Source organism: Neobacillus niacini, from assembly GCF_046591715.1.
In the GTDB taxonomy this organism is placed as follows: Bacteria; Bacillota; Bacilli; order Bacillales; family Cytobacillaceae; genus Neobacillus; species Neobacillus niacini_L.
The window spans coordinates 49,714-67,383 of sequence record NZ_JAWVNQ010000016.1 but is presented as its reverse complement, the minus strand read 5'-3'; the positions used below and the strand labels follow the sequence as shown (position 1 = coordinate 67,383).

Below are 17,670 nucleotides of genomic sequence, written 5' to 3'. Positions count from 1 at the left end.
TAACCTTAGGATAAAGACATGATAAAACGCTTGAACCCTGCTTTTCCTTCTTCGTTTCGCTTATAAACCCCGGCATCTTCTAATCCTTTTAAAAATTTCTTACCAGTCTCTTCTCTTACAATTGATTCAACGGTTGATGGTGAAGCTATAGATTGATATTGTTCTTTTAAACCTTTTGCCCAATCCAGATGATAATTAGCAACAGTTTGGGTTTCTCCGAGAATGAACTTTTCAACTTCTCTAAGCTCATCCTTCAAGCGCGCTGGTAAAACGGCTAAGCCCATTACCTCGATGAGACCAATGTTTTCTTTCTTAATATGATGAACGTCCTGGTGAGGGTGAAAAATTCCAAGGGGATGTTCCTCACTCGTCCTATTATTTCGCAGAACTAAATCTAATTCATATAAATCATTTTTCTTCCGTGCAATTGGAGTAATCGTATTATGCGGGGTATCGCCCGTGTTCGCACGAATTTCTACTGATTCGTCACTGTAATTTCTCCATGTGGATAGAATATGTTCTCCCGCCTCCACGAGGTGTCCAATTTCCTTGGATCGTAATCGGATCACAGACATAGGCCAATTCACTACGGAACCCTGGATATCTGGGAACCTATCTAACTCAAAGTTCCAATCATCTTCTGCTTTTGCCATTGCAAAGTCATAATGCCCGCCCTGATAATGGTCGTGTGACAAAATCGAACCACCGACAATCGGCAAATCAGCATTAGATCCAACAAAATAATGAGGAAACTGCTCGACAAAGCTTAAAAGACGCTTCAGGGCATCTGCAGTAATCTTCATATCCCTGTGTTCCTCTGATAAGACAATACAATGTTCATTATAATAAACATATGGAGAATACTGCAGGAACCAATTCTCCCCTTGAAGATTCATCCTAATCATGCGGTGATTAGAGCGTGCCGGGTGACCAATTCTCCCTGCATATCCTTCATTCTCAACACAAAGCAGGCATTTCGGATAGTCATTCTTTTTAGCAGCAAGTTCACGCTCGATACTTTTTGGGTCTTTTTCTGGTTTCGATAGATTTATGGTAATATCCAGTTCACCGTATTTCGTGTCTACCTTGTATTCAATATTATTTCGAATCCGCTTCATCTGAATATAGTTACTATTTTTACTTAATTCATAAAAATACTCTGTCGCCTCTATTGGATTTTGGTTATATTTTTCGTAAAACAGCTGATTTACGGTTGATGGGCGAGCCATAAAGCAATTCATGATTTTACTAGTAAAAATCTCTTTTTCATCAAAAATATCTTCAATGATTCCCTGTTCACATGCGTATTCAGCCAATTGTTCAAGCAAATCTGGAGTATCTAACTGAGTCTCTGTGCCACATTCCTTAAACTCCCCTAAATGCAGAAGAGAAAGAATTTGATTGCGGGCATAGATTTCATCACTTGGCTCCATTAAATTACTAGCGATGGCTTGATTGATTAATTGTTGGATTAATTGATAAATCATTCCACTCACCTCTCATATCCATTTGGATGATGCTGGTGCCAATTCCAAGCATCGCTGATGATTTGGTGTATCGATGTTCTAGTTGGATTCCACCCAAGGACGCTTTTGGCTTTTTCTGACGAGGCAATTAACGTACTAGGGTCACCAGAACGGCGTTCACCGATTTGAACTGGAATATCAATACCCGTTACTTCTTTTGCTGTCTCGATTATTTCATTCACCGAAAATCCCTGACTGCTGCCAAGATTAAACACATTACTTTCTCCGCCATTTTGTAGATATTTAAGAGCAAGAAGATGTGCATCAATTAAGTCTTCTACATGGATATAATCACGAACACAAGTCCCGTCCTTAGTGTCATAATCCTGCCCAAAAACGGTAACAGCCGGTCTTTTTCCTAAAGCAGCTTCTAAAACTACGGGAATTAAATGTGTTTCAGGGTTATGATCTTCTCCAATTTCCCCGCCGCTTCTTGCCGATGCGACGTTAAAATACCGTAATGAAACGTATTTAAGATCAAACGCCTTTTCACACCAAGCGATCATTTTTTCCATGGTAAGCTTGGTTTCACCATAGGTGTTCGTTGGCAGAGTTTCCGCCTCTTCCGTAATCGGCACAACCTTCTGTTCTCCATAAACCGCAGCCGTCGAAGAGAAAATGATGTGCTTCACATTAAATTCCTTCATCATTTCAAGGACAATTTGTGTACCAAATACATTGTTGTCATAGTACTTTAAAGGCTCACTCATCGATTCGCCAACAAGGGAATTGGCAGCGAAATGCAAGATGGCTTCAATGTTTTCTTTTTCAAAGACAGAACGCATAAACTCGCGGCTGCGGATATCACCCTCATAGAAATGTGCATTTGGATGAATGGCATCACGATGGCCCGTTTGCAGATTATCGATGACCACAACTTGTGACCCTTGATCAATTAGCTGGTATACGGCATGAGAGCCAACATAACCAGCTCCGCCTAAAACAAGAATACTCATTCAAATTCCCCCATCTGAATCTCTTTTGCGCCATCACCGATGCTGGCTGCATAGAAATGTGCTGGGTATCCAATTTTGTCTTGATACGCTGCACCAACATTGGCGATAAAATTATCAACCTGTTCATCCTCTACGATTGCAATCGCACAGCCCCCGAATCCAGCTCCTGTCATCCGGGCACCAAGTACGCCAGGCTGTTTCCAGGCAGCTTCCACTAAGCTGTCTAATTCTATCCCAGTTACTTCATAATCATCTCTGAGCGAAATATGCGATTGATTCATTAACTGTCCGAACGCCTCAAGGTTCCCAGCCTTTAATTCTTCCAGTGCCTTAAGGGTTCTAACATTCTCATACACAGCATGCTTTGCACGCTTTCGGACTGTTTCGTCGGTTATTAACGTTTGGTTCTCATCAAACTCTGCTTCCGTCAGCTGTCCAAGTGCTTGGATTGACAGTTTTTGCTGGAGCTGTGCTAATGCTTGTTCACATTCTCCGCGGCGCTCATTGTATTTGGAATCTGCCAGCTCTCTTCGCTTGTTGGTATTCATGATTAAAATTTTGTACCCAAGAAGCTTGATTGGTGCGTACTGAAAGTTTAATGTCTGGCAATCAAGCAGGATCCCAGCATCCTTTTTTCCCATTCCAATCGCAAACTGGTCCATTATGCCGCTGTTGACACCGATGAACTCATTTTCAACTCTTTTACCAATCTGAATCATATCGAGCCGCGGAATCCCCAATTTAAATAATCCGTCTACAAGCACTCCAGTTAAGAGTTCAATAGATGCGGAAGATGAAAGACCTGCTCCATTTGGGATATTGCCTTCAATAACACACTCAAAGCCTTGCGGAATATCGAAACCTGCTTCCTTAATATAACGAATCATCCCTTTTGGGTAATTCGCCCAATGGTGCTCTTTATCATACTCTAATTGAGTTAAATCAAATTCAATAATGCCTTTGTCCGGAAAGTTTACTGAATAAAGACGGACAAGATTGTCCTCTCTTTTTCCTGCGGCAGCATACGTTCCATATGTGATGGCACAAGGAAATACATGACCGCCGTTGTAATCTGTATGTTCACCTATTAGATTAATTCTCCCTGGAGCAAAGAATGCCTGCTCAGGCTGGGCCTCAAATAGTTCTCTGAAAGTAGCTGTTAATTTTGTGTTGTTCATTGATTGTCCCTCCAACTTAACTTGCCTATAGGTTTATTTTAATCCTCCTAGTAAAAATAAACAATAATTTTTACTAAAATTTTTACTAAACTTTTCACTGCTGCATGTATTTCCTTTTATTACGGCTGAGAAAAAAGAAAGAGCCTGTAGTATCAGGCTCTTAGCTAGCTTTATGTAATCACGGTTAGATTGCTCTGTTGTGAATACATCTATTCGAAAAATGAAGAAATAAACACTTTCTATAGGGTCAAATTCTTTTTATGTAGAGACCTTGATTCCATCCTCTGTTTCCAGCATCTTAATGAATAGCGGTCTTTCGCTTCCATGGGGTGTGTCTGGGTAGTGTGTGCATAGGTAAAGTTGTCCGTTTAAGTCACGGAATAGACTGGAATGTCCAGCATTGGTGTCCAGTAACAATTCTTGATCGTGTACCCAATCACCTTCAATTTCCGCTGTTTTTGACCTGGCAACAGCGACTGTATATCCTCCCAATCCATTATCGCTATAACCAGGAACAGAGTAACTGGACCATAACATAACAAGCTCTCCATTTTTCGCTTGATACATAAATGGGGCATCTGTTAGATAACCGTTTTTTTCAATCCGTGGATCACCAAAGTGACGAATCCACGGCATTTCAGCTGCATTAAGAATGTCTACTGGATTACCAAGAGACCTCTTTAAATCTTGTGACAAGCGAATTGCTTTGATTCTGCCCTCATATATTTGCGTCCATTCATGGCAAAATATCATCCAGCGTTGTCCATGCTTGTCCTCATAAAACGTGCCATCCAAGCATTCCCAATCTTTTGGAGTAACTGGCCCATTACTATGCGGGACATATGGCCCTCCAGGATGATCCGAAACCAATATGCCTGTACCCCGATGTTCGCCTATTCCTCCCTTAAAAGAAGCAAACATATAATACCGACCGTCAATTTTAAATACTTCTGGTGCCCAATAGTGCCTCACACCCCAAAAACCTTTTGGCGGTTGAAATGCGACATACGGACCTTCCCAGTCTTCAAGATTATCTCCGACGTATACTTCAAATATGGGATCTTGGTCACCACATCCATCAGCAAATGTAGTTCCAAACAGGTAATACTTTTGCTCCTGATGAGAAGTATAGATAAACGGATCCCGAACATGAATCATATCGGTTTTTACGTTTTTTACCTTACGAAATCCTGTCTGCATTCAAATTATCCTTTTCTTGTTATTAGTTTGTAAACTTAAACGTTGTGATAGAATGATACACTTCATCCTTCTCTAAAATAGCAGATGGAAATTGAGGATGATTAAGTGAATCTGGCAGACCTTGTGTCTCTAAACATAATCCAAGGTATTTCTTTGATTTTACTCCTCGAATAGAAAAGTTATCTTCTAATTGTGTCCCTGCATATAGTACTACCGCAGGCTGATTTGTTTCAATAATCAGTCCCCGTCCACTTTCTTCATCAAACAAATGGATTTCTTTATTGTTATTGTCATTTAAAAGAAACGGATGATCGTAGCCTTTTCCTGCAAGGACATTTTGGGGATCATTCGATACTGTTCCATCTATGAGTCTACGTCCTGCCCTGAAATCAAATGCGGTATTCTCTACAGACAAAATCTTCCCTGTTGGAATGAGTTCTTCATCCAATTCAAGGAATTGATCACTCTTTAGAGTGAGTGTATGGTTCAAAGTGTCCCTCTTTAAATTTCCGCTTAAATTAAAATAAGCATGGTTCGTAACATTGACTACTGTTTTTTTATCACTAACTCCTTCATAAGATAGCTGGAGTTCATTTTGATTGTTTAAAGTATAGGTTACCTTCATTTTTAAGTTACCCGGGTACCCTTCTTCTCCATCCTTACTTAGATAGTGGAAGACAAGGCTTGTAGCTTCCTCTTCTTCGACGACTTCAGTATCCCAGATTACCTTATCAAATCCTTCTAAACCTCCGTGCAGATGATTGCCATTATTATTTTTTGCTAAATGGTAGTTCACACCATCTAATTCAAATTCGGCATTTGCAATTCTACCGGCATGCCTGCCTATTATGGCACCAAAATAGGGTGAATATTTTTGATACTCACTTAGCGTATCAAAGCCTAAAACAACATTTTCAACGATTCCTTCCCGGTCTGGTACTAGTATCTTTGTAATGATACACCCGTAATCAATTGTTGTTACTTCCATGCCGTTCTTATTAATCATCGTATAGGATGTGACAACCTTCCCGTCAAACTCAGCAAATTGCTCTTTTACTATTTTCATGGTCATTTCTCCATTCTTATTAAGAAATTTGGGTGAATCTAAAAAATATCCCTCTTAAAAAAACGTTGAACAGTTCCGTTCAAACGATTTCTAAGAAGGAGGTAACAATCTTTAAAATTTTACATTGTTAGAGTGCCACATATCATTAATTTCCTTTATTTTCGACAACTCGCACTTTGGTTCTCTGTTATAAGATAATAAACCATTTATTTCTTGTTCTACATCTGTTAATTGCGTATAGCAGTAGCCATGTAATGCTTTTGAGGCATATACGGCTTCCATTACTCTCTGATAGTCCTCAATAAATTCTTCGGCATTTTTAACGGATGTGTACCCCCAGCCGCTATCTTCTCCAACCTTGAATCCAATACCGCCAAACTCTGTTAATAAAATTGGTTCCCCTTGGTGCTCGAAGCCATCGGCATAAATACCCCGGAGTGCTGGTTTTGAATGAAGCAGGTTTTCTTTTGTTGAAAGTGATTCTTTATATTCTTCATATTTAGCTTTTTCATCTGAATTGCCATGATTATAATTGTGAATTGCACAAATATCTGTCACTGTCAGTTCCCATCCGTCATTCGAAATCACTAAGCGGGTGGTATCAAGGGAATGAATTAGATAATACATGGCTAACGAATGGTGCTGCTGTTGTTTATTCCCTTTTATATTAGGCACTCCCCAGCTCTCGTTAACCGGAACCCAAGCGATTACGGATGGATGATTGTAATCTCGTTCAATAATCTCAATCCATTCTCTAGTTAATCTTGCAGCTGCATCCTCACTGTATGATGGAAATGCCGCACATTCCCCCCATACTAGGAATCCTAACTGATCTGCCCAATAAAGGAACCTAGGGTCTTCAACCTTTTGATGTTTTCGGCAGCCGTTAAAGCCCATTTCTTTTGTTAGTTCTATGTCCCGCTTCAAATCTTCATCAGTTGGAGCTGTTAATAAACCTTCTGGCCAATAACCTTGGTCAAGAACTAATTTTTGATAGTATGGTTTGTTATTTAAATAAACCATTCCGTTCTCAATGTGAACTTTCCTCATTCCAAAATAGGAGTCAACCTCGTCCAAGGTCACTTCATCCTCTTTTAAACTTACTTTAATATCAAATAAATTGGGATTTTCCGGAGACCAATTCCAGCCAATATGATGGAAGGAAGTTCGGAAAATTTGCCGATTGTAAAGATTAATCGAACGCTTATTGTAAGATTCAAATACTTCGATTGTATCCTTTACAACCCTTTCTCCCTTGAAACTAATTTCAACGTCTACTTTCTTATTAAGATAGTCACCTATAACATCAAACTCGACAATAATATCTCCGTGGTCAATATCTGGAGTTAATCTTAATTTAGAAATACTTGTTGAACTTACTGGTTCTAACCAAACTGTCTGCCAAATACCTGTTGTGCGTGTATACCAGATGGCATCGGACTTCTCTACCCAGAACTGCTTTCCTCTAGGTATGGTCTCATCTGTTGAAGGGTCCTCAACCCTTACGACCAGCGTCTCGTTCCCCCAAACCAAATGATCGGTAACATCCATTGAGAAGGAAACATTTCCGCCTTCATGGTACCCAACGTACTGTCCATTAACATAGACCCATGCCCGATAATCAACCGCTCCGAAATGAAGAATGACTCTTTGGTCCTTCCATTGTGTTGGAACAGTAAATTCACGGCGGTACCAGACATGATCATGGAAGCTAGGATCATTAATCCCGCTTAACTTGGTTTGGTAGGCAAAGGGAACATTGATTTTTTGATTAAAGGCACTTTCCGTTTGAAACCATTTTTCCTTAACACCCGTATTTTCATCATCAAAAGCAAAGTCCCATTCACCGTTCAAATTTAACCATTCTTTTCTTACTAATTGTGGTCTTGGATATTCTGGTCTGAAATTCATGTTCGTCTCTCCTTACGTCTATTCTGATACCAAAACAAGATAGACCTTGAAAGTTTGTTTTGGAACTATTAAATGACCCCTAATTCTTTAGGTTTCATAATCCATATTATCTAAAGCGATTTTTATTGGTTTGTTTTTAGCCAAAGCAATAACAGCAGCTACGAGACTTAAAGTCAAACTAATGAAATCTGTTAAGAAATAAAATGCTGCAGCTAATACAATCCAATAAATCGGAAGCTTGTATTGAAGTGTATTATCCTTCACAAGCCGCTTAACAAAAATGATATTCAAGCCAGCAATGACAATAAATAAGAGCCCATAAATGACAGCAAAGCTATAGAGGCTATCAAACAAGGACTGAACGCCCTTTTGTTCTAGAAGTGATAAATTTTCTACATTTGCTCCCTGTTTTTTTAGAGTAACCGAGTAAAAGAATACTGTTATGGCACCCGTTATTAATTGCCAGCTGCTCGCCGCATAAATGATTTTCCGTTCAAAAGACCTGTTCATTTCATTCACTCCTCAAGATGGAACATGCCGGTTGGACTCTTAAATCCCTATCCTTTTACACCCGACGATAAAGACATTGACTGCATAAAGTACTTTTGGGCAAACAAGTACAGAAGGAAAGTAGGAATCAACGCAATTAATGCTCCTGCCGTTCCAATACCAGGGTAGGTTAAGTATTGCCCTTGAAGGAGCTGCAGCCCTGGAGTTATTGGAAGTTTCTCAATATCATTAAGAACAATGGACGGCCATAGGAAATCATTCCATGCCCCCGTAAAACTAAACAAGGCTACAACCGTTAATACCGGCTTAATGAGCGGCAGGATAATCAAGTAAAAGATTTGAAACTCATTTGCGCCATCGATTCTAGCAGATTCATCAAACGTTTTTGGTATCCCTAAAACAAACTGGCGAACAAGGAAAATATTAAAAACTCCCGCAGCTCCAGGAACAATAACAGCGAGTAGATTGTTTACCCAGCCTAATTGATCCATGATACTGTATAAGGGAATTAAGTTCACAACACCTGGAAACATCATAGATGCAAGCAAAATTCCAAATAGGAAGTCACGGCCCTTGAATTCTAAACGTGTGTAGCCATAGGATGCTAAGGCAACCACTATTAATACTAAAACCGTGTGGCTGACTGCAATAATCAATGAGTTGATAAACCATTTAATCACCGGACTAGAGGCATTATTAAACAGCAATTCAGTATAATTGTTTATAGTCCAATGAATTGGCAAAAAGCTTACACCTGCTGCTACAATTTCTTCTTCTGATTTAAAAGAAGTGAAGACTCCCCATAAAATCGGGAAAATCCATATTATGGCCATTATTAACAAAAATACAAATGCAACAATCTTTGTTGTTTTATTTTCTTTCATCTACACTCACCTCTAATCCTTATCCCTTAATAGGTAAAATTGAATGGCAGAGACTATCATGATGCAAACCCCAAGCATGACAGCCATGGCAGATGACATACCTGCAATTGAAATTCCTGAACTAAATGCGTTCTGCTGAATATACATAAGAAGCACTTTTGTAGAATCACTTGGACCCCCGCCAGTTAACATTAAAGGCTGTCCATATACGTTGAACTGTGCGATCGTCGTCATTACGGTTGTGAATAGGATTTGATATTTAATACTTGGAAGCGTGATTCTAAAAAATTTACTAAATACCCCAGCTCCATCTAACTCTGCTGCCTCTATTAAATCCTTCGGCACTCCATTTAATGCTGCTAAATAAATAACCATATTTCCCCCTATTGTCCACCATACTGTAACAATGACAAGGGAAATCCATGCATGCGGCTGATTATCCAGCATATTCGTAGAGATTCCCAAATAATTTTCAAGCGGTCCATAGGATACACTCAAAAGGAATTGCCAAATGATCATGACCGCTGAAATCGCAAATAAAGATGGTAAATAAAATAGCGATTGAAAAATTCGATTCATTCTTGGCTTTGCGGCTAACGCTGTTGAAATTAATAATGGGACAATAATACAAAAGGGAACGGATATTAGCACAAAAATAAACGTATTGCCTAATCCATTATAAAACTGAGTATAAAAACTGGAATCTTGATTAAAAAGCATGGTTTGGTAATTTTCCAAACCAACAAATTCAGGGGAAGAAAACAAGTCCCATTTTGTAAAGGATATGTAAATACCAAAAACAGATGGAATGAGGAAAAACAGAATAAATAAAAGTAGATGTGGTCCTACGAATAATAGGGGCCATAGATTTAGGAAGCTCCGTTTTTTCCCTGTATGATTTTCACTAAGCGGTTTTTCAACCATGGTTGCCATTTGCTTTCACCTCATTTTTAAAGAAGAAAAGGAGGAATAAATTCCTCCCCCATCTTATTGATTCATTTTGTCATTTACTGTTTGCTGAATCTTCTTCAGCTGCTCTTTTGTATCAACCTTACCTTGGATGATATCCCATGCAGCTGTGTCCACTTCACCGAAGATGTAAGAACTTCCTGGATCCGTGATAATCGTAACAGCTTGACGTGCCTCAGGAGTTTTCAATAGGAATGATTGCGGCATTTTTGTATATTCTTCATTTTCAAGCATTCCTAATGAAGTTGGGTTTGAACCTGATTTAACCCATTCTAAAGTATTGCCTTGAAGCCATTCAACGAAAGCTACAATACCCTTGATTTTATCCTCCGAACGCTCTTTGCTCTTAAACATTGCAAATTGGTCAGCACCGCTTCCTTGGATTACATTTGCAGCATCCCATTGTGGAGTAAATGTCTCTGCCCATTCGAAGTCAGTAATTTTGCTCATTTGTGATAGCATCCAAGTGCCTTCAGGTAAGAAGATTACCTTACCGTTATTGAACAACTTATTCATATCTTCGCCTTTTTTGTTCATATAACCAGCATCATGCAGCTTCTTGAATTGTTCAAATGTTTTTACAGCCGTTTCGTTATCAATGGTCGGTTTCCCATCCTCAGAGAATTTGCCGCCCATTTGTAAATATAGATTATTAAAGTTCTGCATTGGCCATGTGAAACCGTAAGCGTAAACACCGTCTGGTTTTGCAGCAGCCCCTGCTTTTTCAATTTCTTCGTACGTGATAATGTTATCATCAGCTGCACCTGGTACGTATTTGTCAACTAAATCTTTATTGTAATACATTACCCAGCTGCCCATTGTAGCAGGTAAACCATATTGACTGCCTTCAACGGTTCCAACTTTCCAAGCTTCTTCAATATAATTCTCGCCCTTAACTTCTGTACCCTCAATGTATTTATCCCAAGGCTCCAACATACCTTGTGAATGGTAAGTTGATACAGCTTCAGAAGCTATAAGTGCAATATCAGGAACACCTTTACCAGAACGAGTAACAGTGGCTAGTTTATTACCAAGTACGTCACCCTTCATAGCTACAATTTTCACCTTATAATCTGGATTAGTTGCATTGTACTGGTCAATATTTTTTTGAATAAGGTCAGCATCAGGACCGGTTGTACTGCTCCACAATAAGATTTCTTTATTACCCTTATCACCAGAAGCGTTTTCATTGCCCTCGTCTTTCCCGCCGCATGCACTTAATAACAAGGCTGCAATGATTGATAGAACGATTAGTAAATTATACTTTTTCAATTTATTTTCCCCCTAACATAATTTTTTGTTCTGTGTATGTTGGACCATCAATTTTCAACTTGCCATTTTCGAAGTATAACCGATCCATATTCATTAGCCTGTCCCCGCTTGGATCATCGGGATAGGTGTGTGTATGGTAGACGGTATATAATGTTTTTCCATCAAGACCAGTTGTTACACTATTGTGCCCTGGTCCTGAAATACCATTCGATAAATCCTTTGATAAAATGGGATTTTCATTCGCTTTTTTAAAAGGACCCATAGGATTGTCAGCTATAGCATATCCTACCCCATAATCTGAGCTGGCGTAGAAGTTGGAAGAATACATAAGGTAGTATTTACTCTCATGTTTCAATACGAAAGGGCCTTCATTCCATTGATAGTCTCCATTCAAACCTTCCCATTCCTGATCGGGCTCAAGCAGCAGCTGTGGTTGGCCAATCAAAGACGTTAGTTCATTATTCATTTTTTGAACGAATATCTGACTCACATGATACCCGTCAATAATATTTTCGGAGCAGTCCTTAACATAATAGAAATAAGAGGTTCCATCGTCTTCAAAGAATATGTGTCCGTCAATGTAAGATCCAGATTGTTTGATGATTTCAGTGCTGACATCCTTAAAAGGTCCCAAAGGTTCTTGACTAACAGCTACTGAAATTTGTAAATGACCTTCCTTGTTACGCGCACTGTAAGTCATATAATACTGGCCGTTGTGCTTAACTACTTCAGGAGCCCAGAAATCACCTGTTGCCCACTGATCTGTCTGCTGTTCAATATCGTAAACCAGTCCTTTTTCTTCCCAGTCCACCATGTTATCCGACTGCCAGGCTCTAAATCCTATTGTTGCAGCGGAAGTAGCATACATAAAGTATTGATCGCCATCCTTTAACACGAATGGGTCTCCTATATTCGTCATTCCACCGATAGGGTTTGTATAAGTGATTGATTTTTCTTCCTTCATTGAAATGAATAGCACCCCAATCCCTGCCAAAAGTATAGTAAAAACAAATGCTATAAGGATTTTTGTTTTTTTCGTGCCCTTTTCTAACAAGACCTCATCCCCTAATGCCATTTTGTTATTTGGTATCTCCTCCTAATTTTGGCAGTTTCCAACCCTTCAACTCACTTGTTCGCGCTTTCACTGAAATTTTTTAACACAATATGAATATATATCCAAAAATTTTTACTGTCAACGATTATTAATTAATTTAATTAATTAATGTTTTGTGTCTTTACTCTTGTGGGCATTTTAATGATATTATGATTGTAACTAATCTATAAATTTGAAAAAGTAACGGAGTGTGTGGATGATGAACGTTACCAAGACTGGCAGTTTTGAAAGAATGAAGTCACTAAATCAGTCAACGGTTTTAAATATGATACGTCTTAAAGAACCTATATCAAGAGCCGAAATAGCAAAACAAACTAACTTAACCCCGCCGACAGTAGGTTCCTTAGTCAGTGAATTGATAGATAAAAACTTACTCAAAGAAGAACAATCCACTATCTCAAAATCAGGCGGCAGAAAGCCTATCATGCTCCGAATAAATTATTCTGCTCATTATATTATCGGCGTATATGCTGCATCAGAGGTTGTTCGTGTCGTATTAACTACTATGGACGGAAAGATTATTGAGAATTATGTAAAGGATATCCAAGACCTCCCTACTAAAACTGAATTTATGCATCTGCTTATTGAGAGTATCGATTGGATATTAAAGAAAACGGATGTCCAAAAAGACTTAATTCTTGGAATCGGCTTTGCTATGCACGGATTGGTTGATTCAGAACAAGGTTTGGCTATTTTTTCTCCTCACTTACAACTTGATAATATACCAATCAAAGAATGTTTAGAAAAAGAATTCGATATTCCCGTTATTGTAGAAAATGATGTTCGTGCCTTGGCTTTAGCAGAAAGCTGGTTTGGGCAAGGACAAAATGTATCCGATTTTATTTGTATTAGTGTTGGACGGGGAATTGGTTCCGGTATCTTTATCAAAAATGAAATCTACAAAAGCTCCTTTCATTCAGCAGGTGAAATCGGACACACGATTGTAGATGTGAATGGGCCTAAATGTCAGTGTGGAAATCATGGTTGTTTAGAAGCCTACTCTTCTGAATCGGCTATTATCGATAAAGTCAAAAAGGAACTTAAAAACCAACCCAACACATTTAATCTCCAATGGTTGAAGGATAGCAAAAATGATCTTAATATCAAGGAGTTATTTAGAGCGGCCAGCGAAGGAGAGCCTTTAGTTGTATCAATCTTGGAAACGAGCGGCGAATCGCTTGGATTAGCTACAGCCAATATGGTAAACATTCTTAAGCCATCAAAAATCATATTAGAAGGAAGCATTTTCGAAGAAGGCGATTTTGTTTTAACACCGCTCATAAAAATGATAGAGAAATATAATTTTAATAATTCGAATGAGGAAATACAGATTGTTTGTTCACAATTAGGGAAAACAGGCATGGTTTTAGGAGCTGTTACTTTAGTACTAAGGAAATTGTTTAGCACAGAAGGCTAGGAGTATATATATAAAAAGAGGCTCCTAAAAAGTCTGTTTATCGGACCTTTTTAGACAGCCTCTTTTTTTATCTTTTAATTAACTCACTTCTAATGATTGATACTGTGATTGATGCAGTTTCCAATAGAAACCTTTTTGATTGATCAATTCGTTATGAGAACCTTCCTCGATAATTCTGCCTTTATCGATCACAAGGATCCGGTTTGCATTTTGGATGGTGGAAAGACGATGTGCAATAATAAAAGATGTTCTTCCTGCTAACAACGTTTCCAGCCCTTTTTGCAAAGCAATCTCCGTTTCTGTATCGATGGATGATGTGGCCTCATCAAGAATTAAGATCTTGGGATCTGCTAAAAGCGCTCTTGCAAAAGAAATCAGCTGTCTCTGCCCAGTAGAAAGTCTTGTGCCTCTTTCATTCACCTCTGTCTTATACCCCTCAGCCAAGCTCGAAATAAATGGATGAGCCTGCACAGCTTTGGCTGCTTCAATGACTTCTTCATCTGTCGCATCAAGCCGGCCATAACGGATATTATCCATAATCGTACCTGAGAAAATAAATGGGTCCTGAAGCATAACACCCATCTGCTTTCTAAGAGAGGCTATGGTTACAGATTGAATATCCACTCCATCTATTTCAATTTTGCCGCTAGTAACATCATAAAAACGGCTAAGAAGACTGACGATTGTGGTCTTTCCTGATCCCGTAGCTCCAACTAGGGCAATAGTTTCACCGGGATTTACATTTAGATTTATGTTTTTAAGGATTTTCTCCCCATCTTCATATCCAAACGTGACATCTTTAAACTCTACTTTCCCCTTTATTAAAGGCAGCTCTGACGCAATCGGGAGATCTTTGACGGTCGGTTTTTCATCAATCATTTCAAATATTCTCTCTAAATAGGCCGTGGCATTAATGATTGCATTATAAAAATTCCCTATATTCGCTATTGGCGCCCAGAACATTCCAATATACCCAACAAAGGCAACCAAAGCACCAACAGTTACTCCATCACCAAGGAGAGAGATTCCGACAACATAAATGAGTGAGGTGGTAAGGATTGAGATATTTTCAATTGAAGGCCATAGCAGGAACTGAATCCTCACTGCCCTCATCCATGATGTTCTATAACTATCAGATACTTCACTAAATATCCGTTTATTTTCTTCTTCTCTTGTAAAAGACTGTGTCACTTTAATGCCATTAATACTTTCATGTATATATGCATTCATGTTCGACTGCTTGTTACTTAAAATCTGCCACGCCTTCCGCTGGGCATTTTTAATAAGCAGAATCACACCTGCAAGGATTGGAAACCCAATCATTGCCATAAGCGTTAATTTTACGTCAATCGCTAACATAAACCCTAGAATCACGAGCAGACTGAAAAGGTCAGTAATCAGATTGATTAATCCATTCGATAGTAAATCACTCAGGGAGTTTACGTAGTTTACCACCCTAACCAAAATCTTCCCATGAGGTCTGCTGTCATAGAAGGTGAAGGATAACTTTTGTAAATGAGTAAACAAGTCTTCCCGAATCTGGAGAATAACACTTTGCCCTATTTGGGACATCATTCTGATTTTATATCTCATACAGATCCCAGTGATGATAATGGCAAATAAATAAATACCTGCAAGAACCATCAAGCCTGCTGCATCCTTGTCTGGGATTTTATCATCAATGGCCTTACTAATTAGATACGGTCCGATTAAACTTGCCCCGCTTGCAATTAACATGATCAATACAGTGGAGAAGATCTTTTTCTTGTAAGGCTTTAAATAAACCATCAGCCTCTTAAGCTGAATAAAACTAAATGGTGATTCCAGCTCTTCATCCACATCAAATTTATTGCGCGCCATTGAGATAATTCACCTCCTTTTGGTCATGCACTCCATCAAAGTTTCCAACTTGATTTCTAAACACTTTAAAGTAACTTCCTTTTTTGGCAAGCAGTTCTTTATGATTTCCTCTTTCAATGATTCTGCCATTTTCCATGACAAGTATTAAATCAGCATCTTTTACGGAAGAAATACGATGCGCAATTATAAAACAGGTCTTATCCTTAAGAAATGATTTTAAGGTCTTTTGGATGCGCATCTCTGTTTCCATATCCAACGCTGATGTTGTATCGTCCAAAATTAAGATCGATGGATTTTTTAATATTGCACGCGCTAAAGCAATCCGCTGCCGCTGTCCTCCGGAAAGACCTACTCCCCGTTCTCCAATAATCGTATCGTATCCTTCTGGCAGCTTGGCAATAAAGTCATCTGCTTCTGCCATTTTGGCAGCAGTTTGAACGTCCTGAAAGGAGGCATTTGGGTTTCCATACGCGATGTTTCCTTCAATCGTATCTGAGAATAGAAATATATCCTGCATTACGGCTGCCATACTATTTCTCAATTTATGAATATCCCAATCTTTCACATTAAGTCCATCTAATCTTACTTCTCCTTTGGAAACGTCATAAAACCTGCTCAGAAGATTTACAAGTGTCGATTTACCAGCACCAGTAGGCCCAATAATGCCCACTGTTTGCCCCTGCCTAATCTTGAAGCTTATATCATTCAATACCTGTTCGTCACCATAGCTAAACGATACTTGTTCAAATTCCACAACACCTTTGAAATTTTTAATATTGTACCTTTTGGTTTCATTCTTAATTTCTGGATTTGTATTCAGTAATTCCTCTACTTTTTCTGCTGAGGCTACAAATCTTTGAACATCATTAATCAACCATCCAGCCATTCGCATTGGATTATTTAAAGCCCAAATTAATGAATTGAACATGACCAGCTCACCCATTGTCAGAGACTGATTAATGACCATGTATCCACCAACGACAATCATGACTACTGTTAATACTCCTGCAAGTGAATCGAGAATTGGTAAATACTTTTCCCAGACTCTTGAAGACGCAAGATTCTTCTCCTTAAAGGCTTCATTTTCTTTTGAAAACTTTTCAATTTCGTACCCTTCCTTCGCAAAGGCCTTTACAACACGATTGCCGCTAATATTTTCCTGTACAACTGAATTTAATCTTGCAAATTGTCCCCTAATGGCTGAAAAAGTTGGTTTAACTGTAAAGGATAAACGCACAGCAAAAAAGCCAATAATCGGAGTAACCGCAAGCATTGCTAGTGCTAACGGCGGATGGATATAGAACATAAATCCAATAGCAAAGATCAGGATTGTCATATTCTCAAATATCATATAAATGGTCCACGCGGTAAAATGCCTGACCGCTTCCAAATCCCCCGTCATTCGCGCCATAATGTCTCCTGTTTTTGTCTGATCGAAAAACCTAAAATCTAACTGGTTAAGCCGGTCGTATAATTTTTCCCTAATGGTGAAAATGACACTTTGGGAAACTCGTTCGAACATAATCTGATAATTATAGCGGATAATCGTTTTAAACACGGTTATACCAATCATCGAACCTAAGAAAATCCATAATCGTTCATGCTCTTGACCATAAATAACCTTATCAACGATTCTCCCAGCAAAATAGGGGTTAAGCATATTTAAAACAGAAACCATTAATGCAAGAAAAAGGCCGCTAAATAACCTTATCCGAAAGTTCCTAATATACCCCCAAACCCAGCGCATGCTTTGCATCACTTCATCCCTCCCCGATGCTTAAAACATAAATACATACTATTATCGGAA

14 protein-coding genes are annotated in these 17,670 nt (G+C 38.8%); 1 reads left to right on the top strand and 13 read right to left on the bottom strand.

The genetic code is table 11. From position 1 onward, the window contains the following. Nucleotides 1-5: 5 nt before the first annotated feature. The 11 genes from galT to SFC47_RS22920 all read right to left on the bottom strand — a co-directional run bounded on the left by galT (nt 6) and on the right by SFC47_RS22920 (nt 12,547). Complete coding sequence (gene galT, locus SFC47_RS22970) at nt 6-1,487, bottom strand: UDP-glucose--hexose-1-phosphate uridylyltransferase (RefSeq protein ID WP_411256894.1); 1,482 nt, start codon at nt 1,485-1,487, stop codon at nt 6-8. 5 nt (nt 1,488-1,492) lie between these two features. Further along, a complete protein-coding gene (gene galE, locus SFC47_RS22965; RefSeq protein ID WP_411256893.1) occupies nt 1,493-2,482 on the bottom strand; it encodes a UDP-glucose 4-epimerase GalE in 990 nt (329 codons plus the stop codon). After that, nucleotides 2,479-3,660, bottom strand: coding sequence for a galactokinase (locus SFC47_RS22960; RefSeq protein ID WP_411256892.1), 1,182 nt, complete (start codon nt 3,658-3,660; stop codon nt 2,479-2,481). Before SFC47_RS22960 ends, galE begins: the two co-directional genes overlap by 4 nt. A gap of 258 nt (nt 3,661-3,918) precedes the next feature. Continuing rightward, a complete protein-coding gene (locus SFC47_RS22955) occupies nt 3,919-4,860 on the bottom strand; it encodes a glycoside hydrolase family 43 protein (protein WP_411256891.1) in 942 nt (313 codons plus the stop codon). A 22-nt stretch (nt 4,861-4,882) separates the two neighbouring features. Then, on the bottom strand, nt 4,883-5,926 hold the full coding sequence (locus tag SFC47_RS22950) for an aldose epimerase family protein (RefSeq protein ID WP_411256890.1): 1,044 nt from the start codon (nt 5,924-5,926) through the stop codon (nt 4,883-4,885). 111 nt (nt 5,927-6,037) lie between these two features. Continuing rightward, entirely contained in the window at nt 6,038-7,837 is a 1,800-nt protein-coding gene (locus SFC47_RS22945; protein ID WP_411256889.1) for a glycoside hydrolase family 2 protein, read from the bottom strand. 87 nt (nt 7,838-7,924) lie between these two features. Then, nucleotides 7,925-8,347, bottom strand: a complete 423-nt coding sequence (locus SFC47_RS22940; RefSeq protein WP_411256888.1) for a hypothetical protein — start codon at nt 8,345-8,347, stop codon at nt 7,925-7,927. A gap of 47 nt (nt 8,348-8,394) precedes the next feature. Then, complete coding sequence (locus tag SFC47_RS22935) at nt 8,395-9,231, bottom strand: carbohydrate ABC transporter permease (RefSeq protein ID WP_411256887.1); 837 nt, start codon at nt 9,229-9,231, stop codon at nt 8,395-8,397. Nucleotides 9,232-9,243: 12 nt separating this feature from the next. After that, the gene (locus SFC47_RS22930; RefSeq protein ID WP_411256906.1) at nt 9,244-10,155 is read right to left on the bottom strand and encodes a carbohydrate ABC transporter permease; all 912 of its coding nucleotides are present in this window, start codon (nt 10,153-10,155) and stop codon (nt 9,244-9,246) included. 63 nt (nt 10,156-10,218) lie between these two features. Next, a complete protein-coding gene (locus tag SFC47_RS22925; protein WP_411256886.1) occupies nt 10,219-11,472 on the bottom strand; it encodes an ABC transporter substrate-binding protein in 1,254 nt (417 codons plus the stop codon). A 1-nt stretch (nt 11,473) separates the two neighbouring features. Then, entirely contained in the window at nt 11,474-12,547 is a 1,074-nt protein-coding gene (locus SFC47_RS22920; protein ID WP_411256885.1) for a glycoside hydrolase family 43 protein, read from the bottom strand. A gap of 235 nt (nt 12,548-12,782) precedes the next feature. Between SFC47_RS22920 and SFC47_RS22915 the strand changes: the two genes are divergently transcribed. Further along, a complete protein-coding gene (locus SFC47_RS22915) occupies nt 12,783-14,003 on the top strand; it encodes an ROK family transcriptional regulator (protein WP_411256884.1) in 1,221 nt (406 codons plus the stop codon). 78 nt (nt 14,004-14,081) lie between these two features. Here SFC47_RS22915 and SFC47_RS22910 read toward each other — a convergent pair whose 3' ends face one another. Both SFC47_RS22910 and SFC47_RS22905 read right to left on the bottom strand, forming a co-directional pair. Then, entirely contained in the window at nt 14,082-15,863 is a 1,782-nt protein-coding gene (locus tag SFC47_RS22910) for an ABC transporter ATP-binding protein (RefSeq protein ID WP_411256883.1), read from the bottom strand. Further along, nucleotides 15,850-17,619: an ABC transporter ATP-binding protein gene (locus SFC47_RS22905; RefSeq protein WP_411256905.1), complete on the bottom strand. Its 1,770-nt coding sequence runs from the start codon at nt 17,617-17,619 to the stop codon at nt 15,850-15,852. The genes SFC47_RS22910 and SFC47_RS22905 overlap by 14 nt, the downstream gene beginning before the upstream one ends. Nucleotides 17,620-17,670 lie beyond the last annotated feature (51 nt).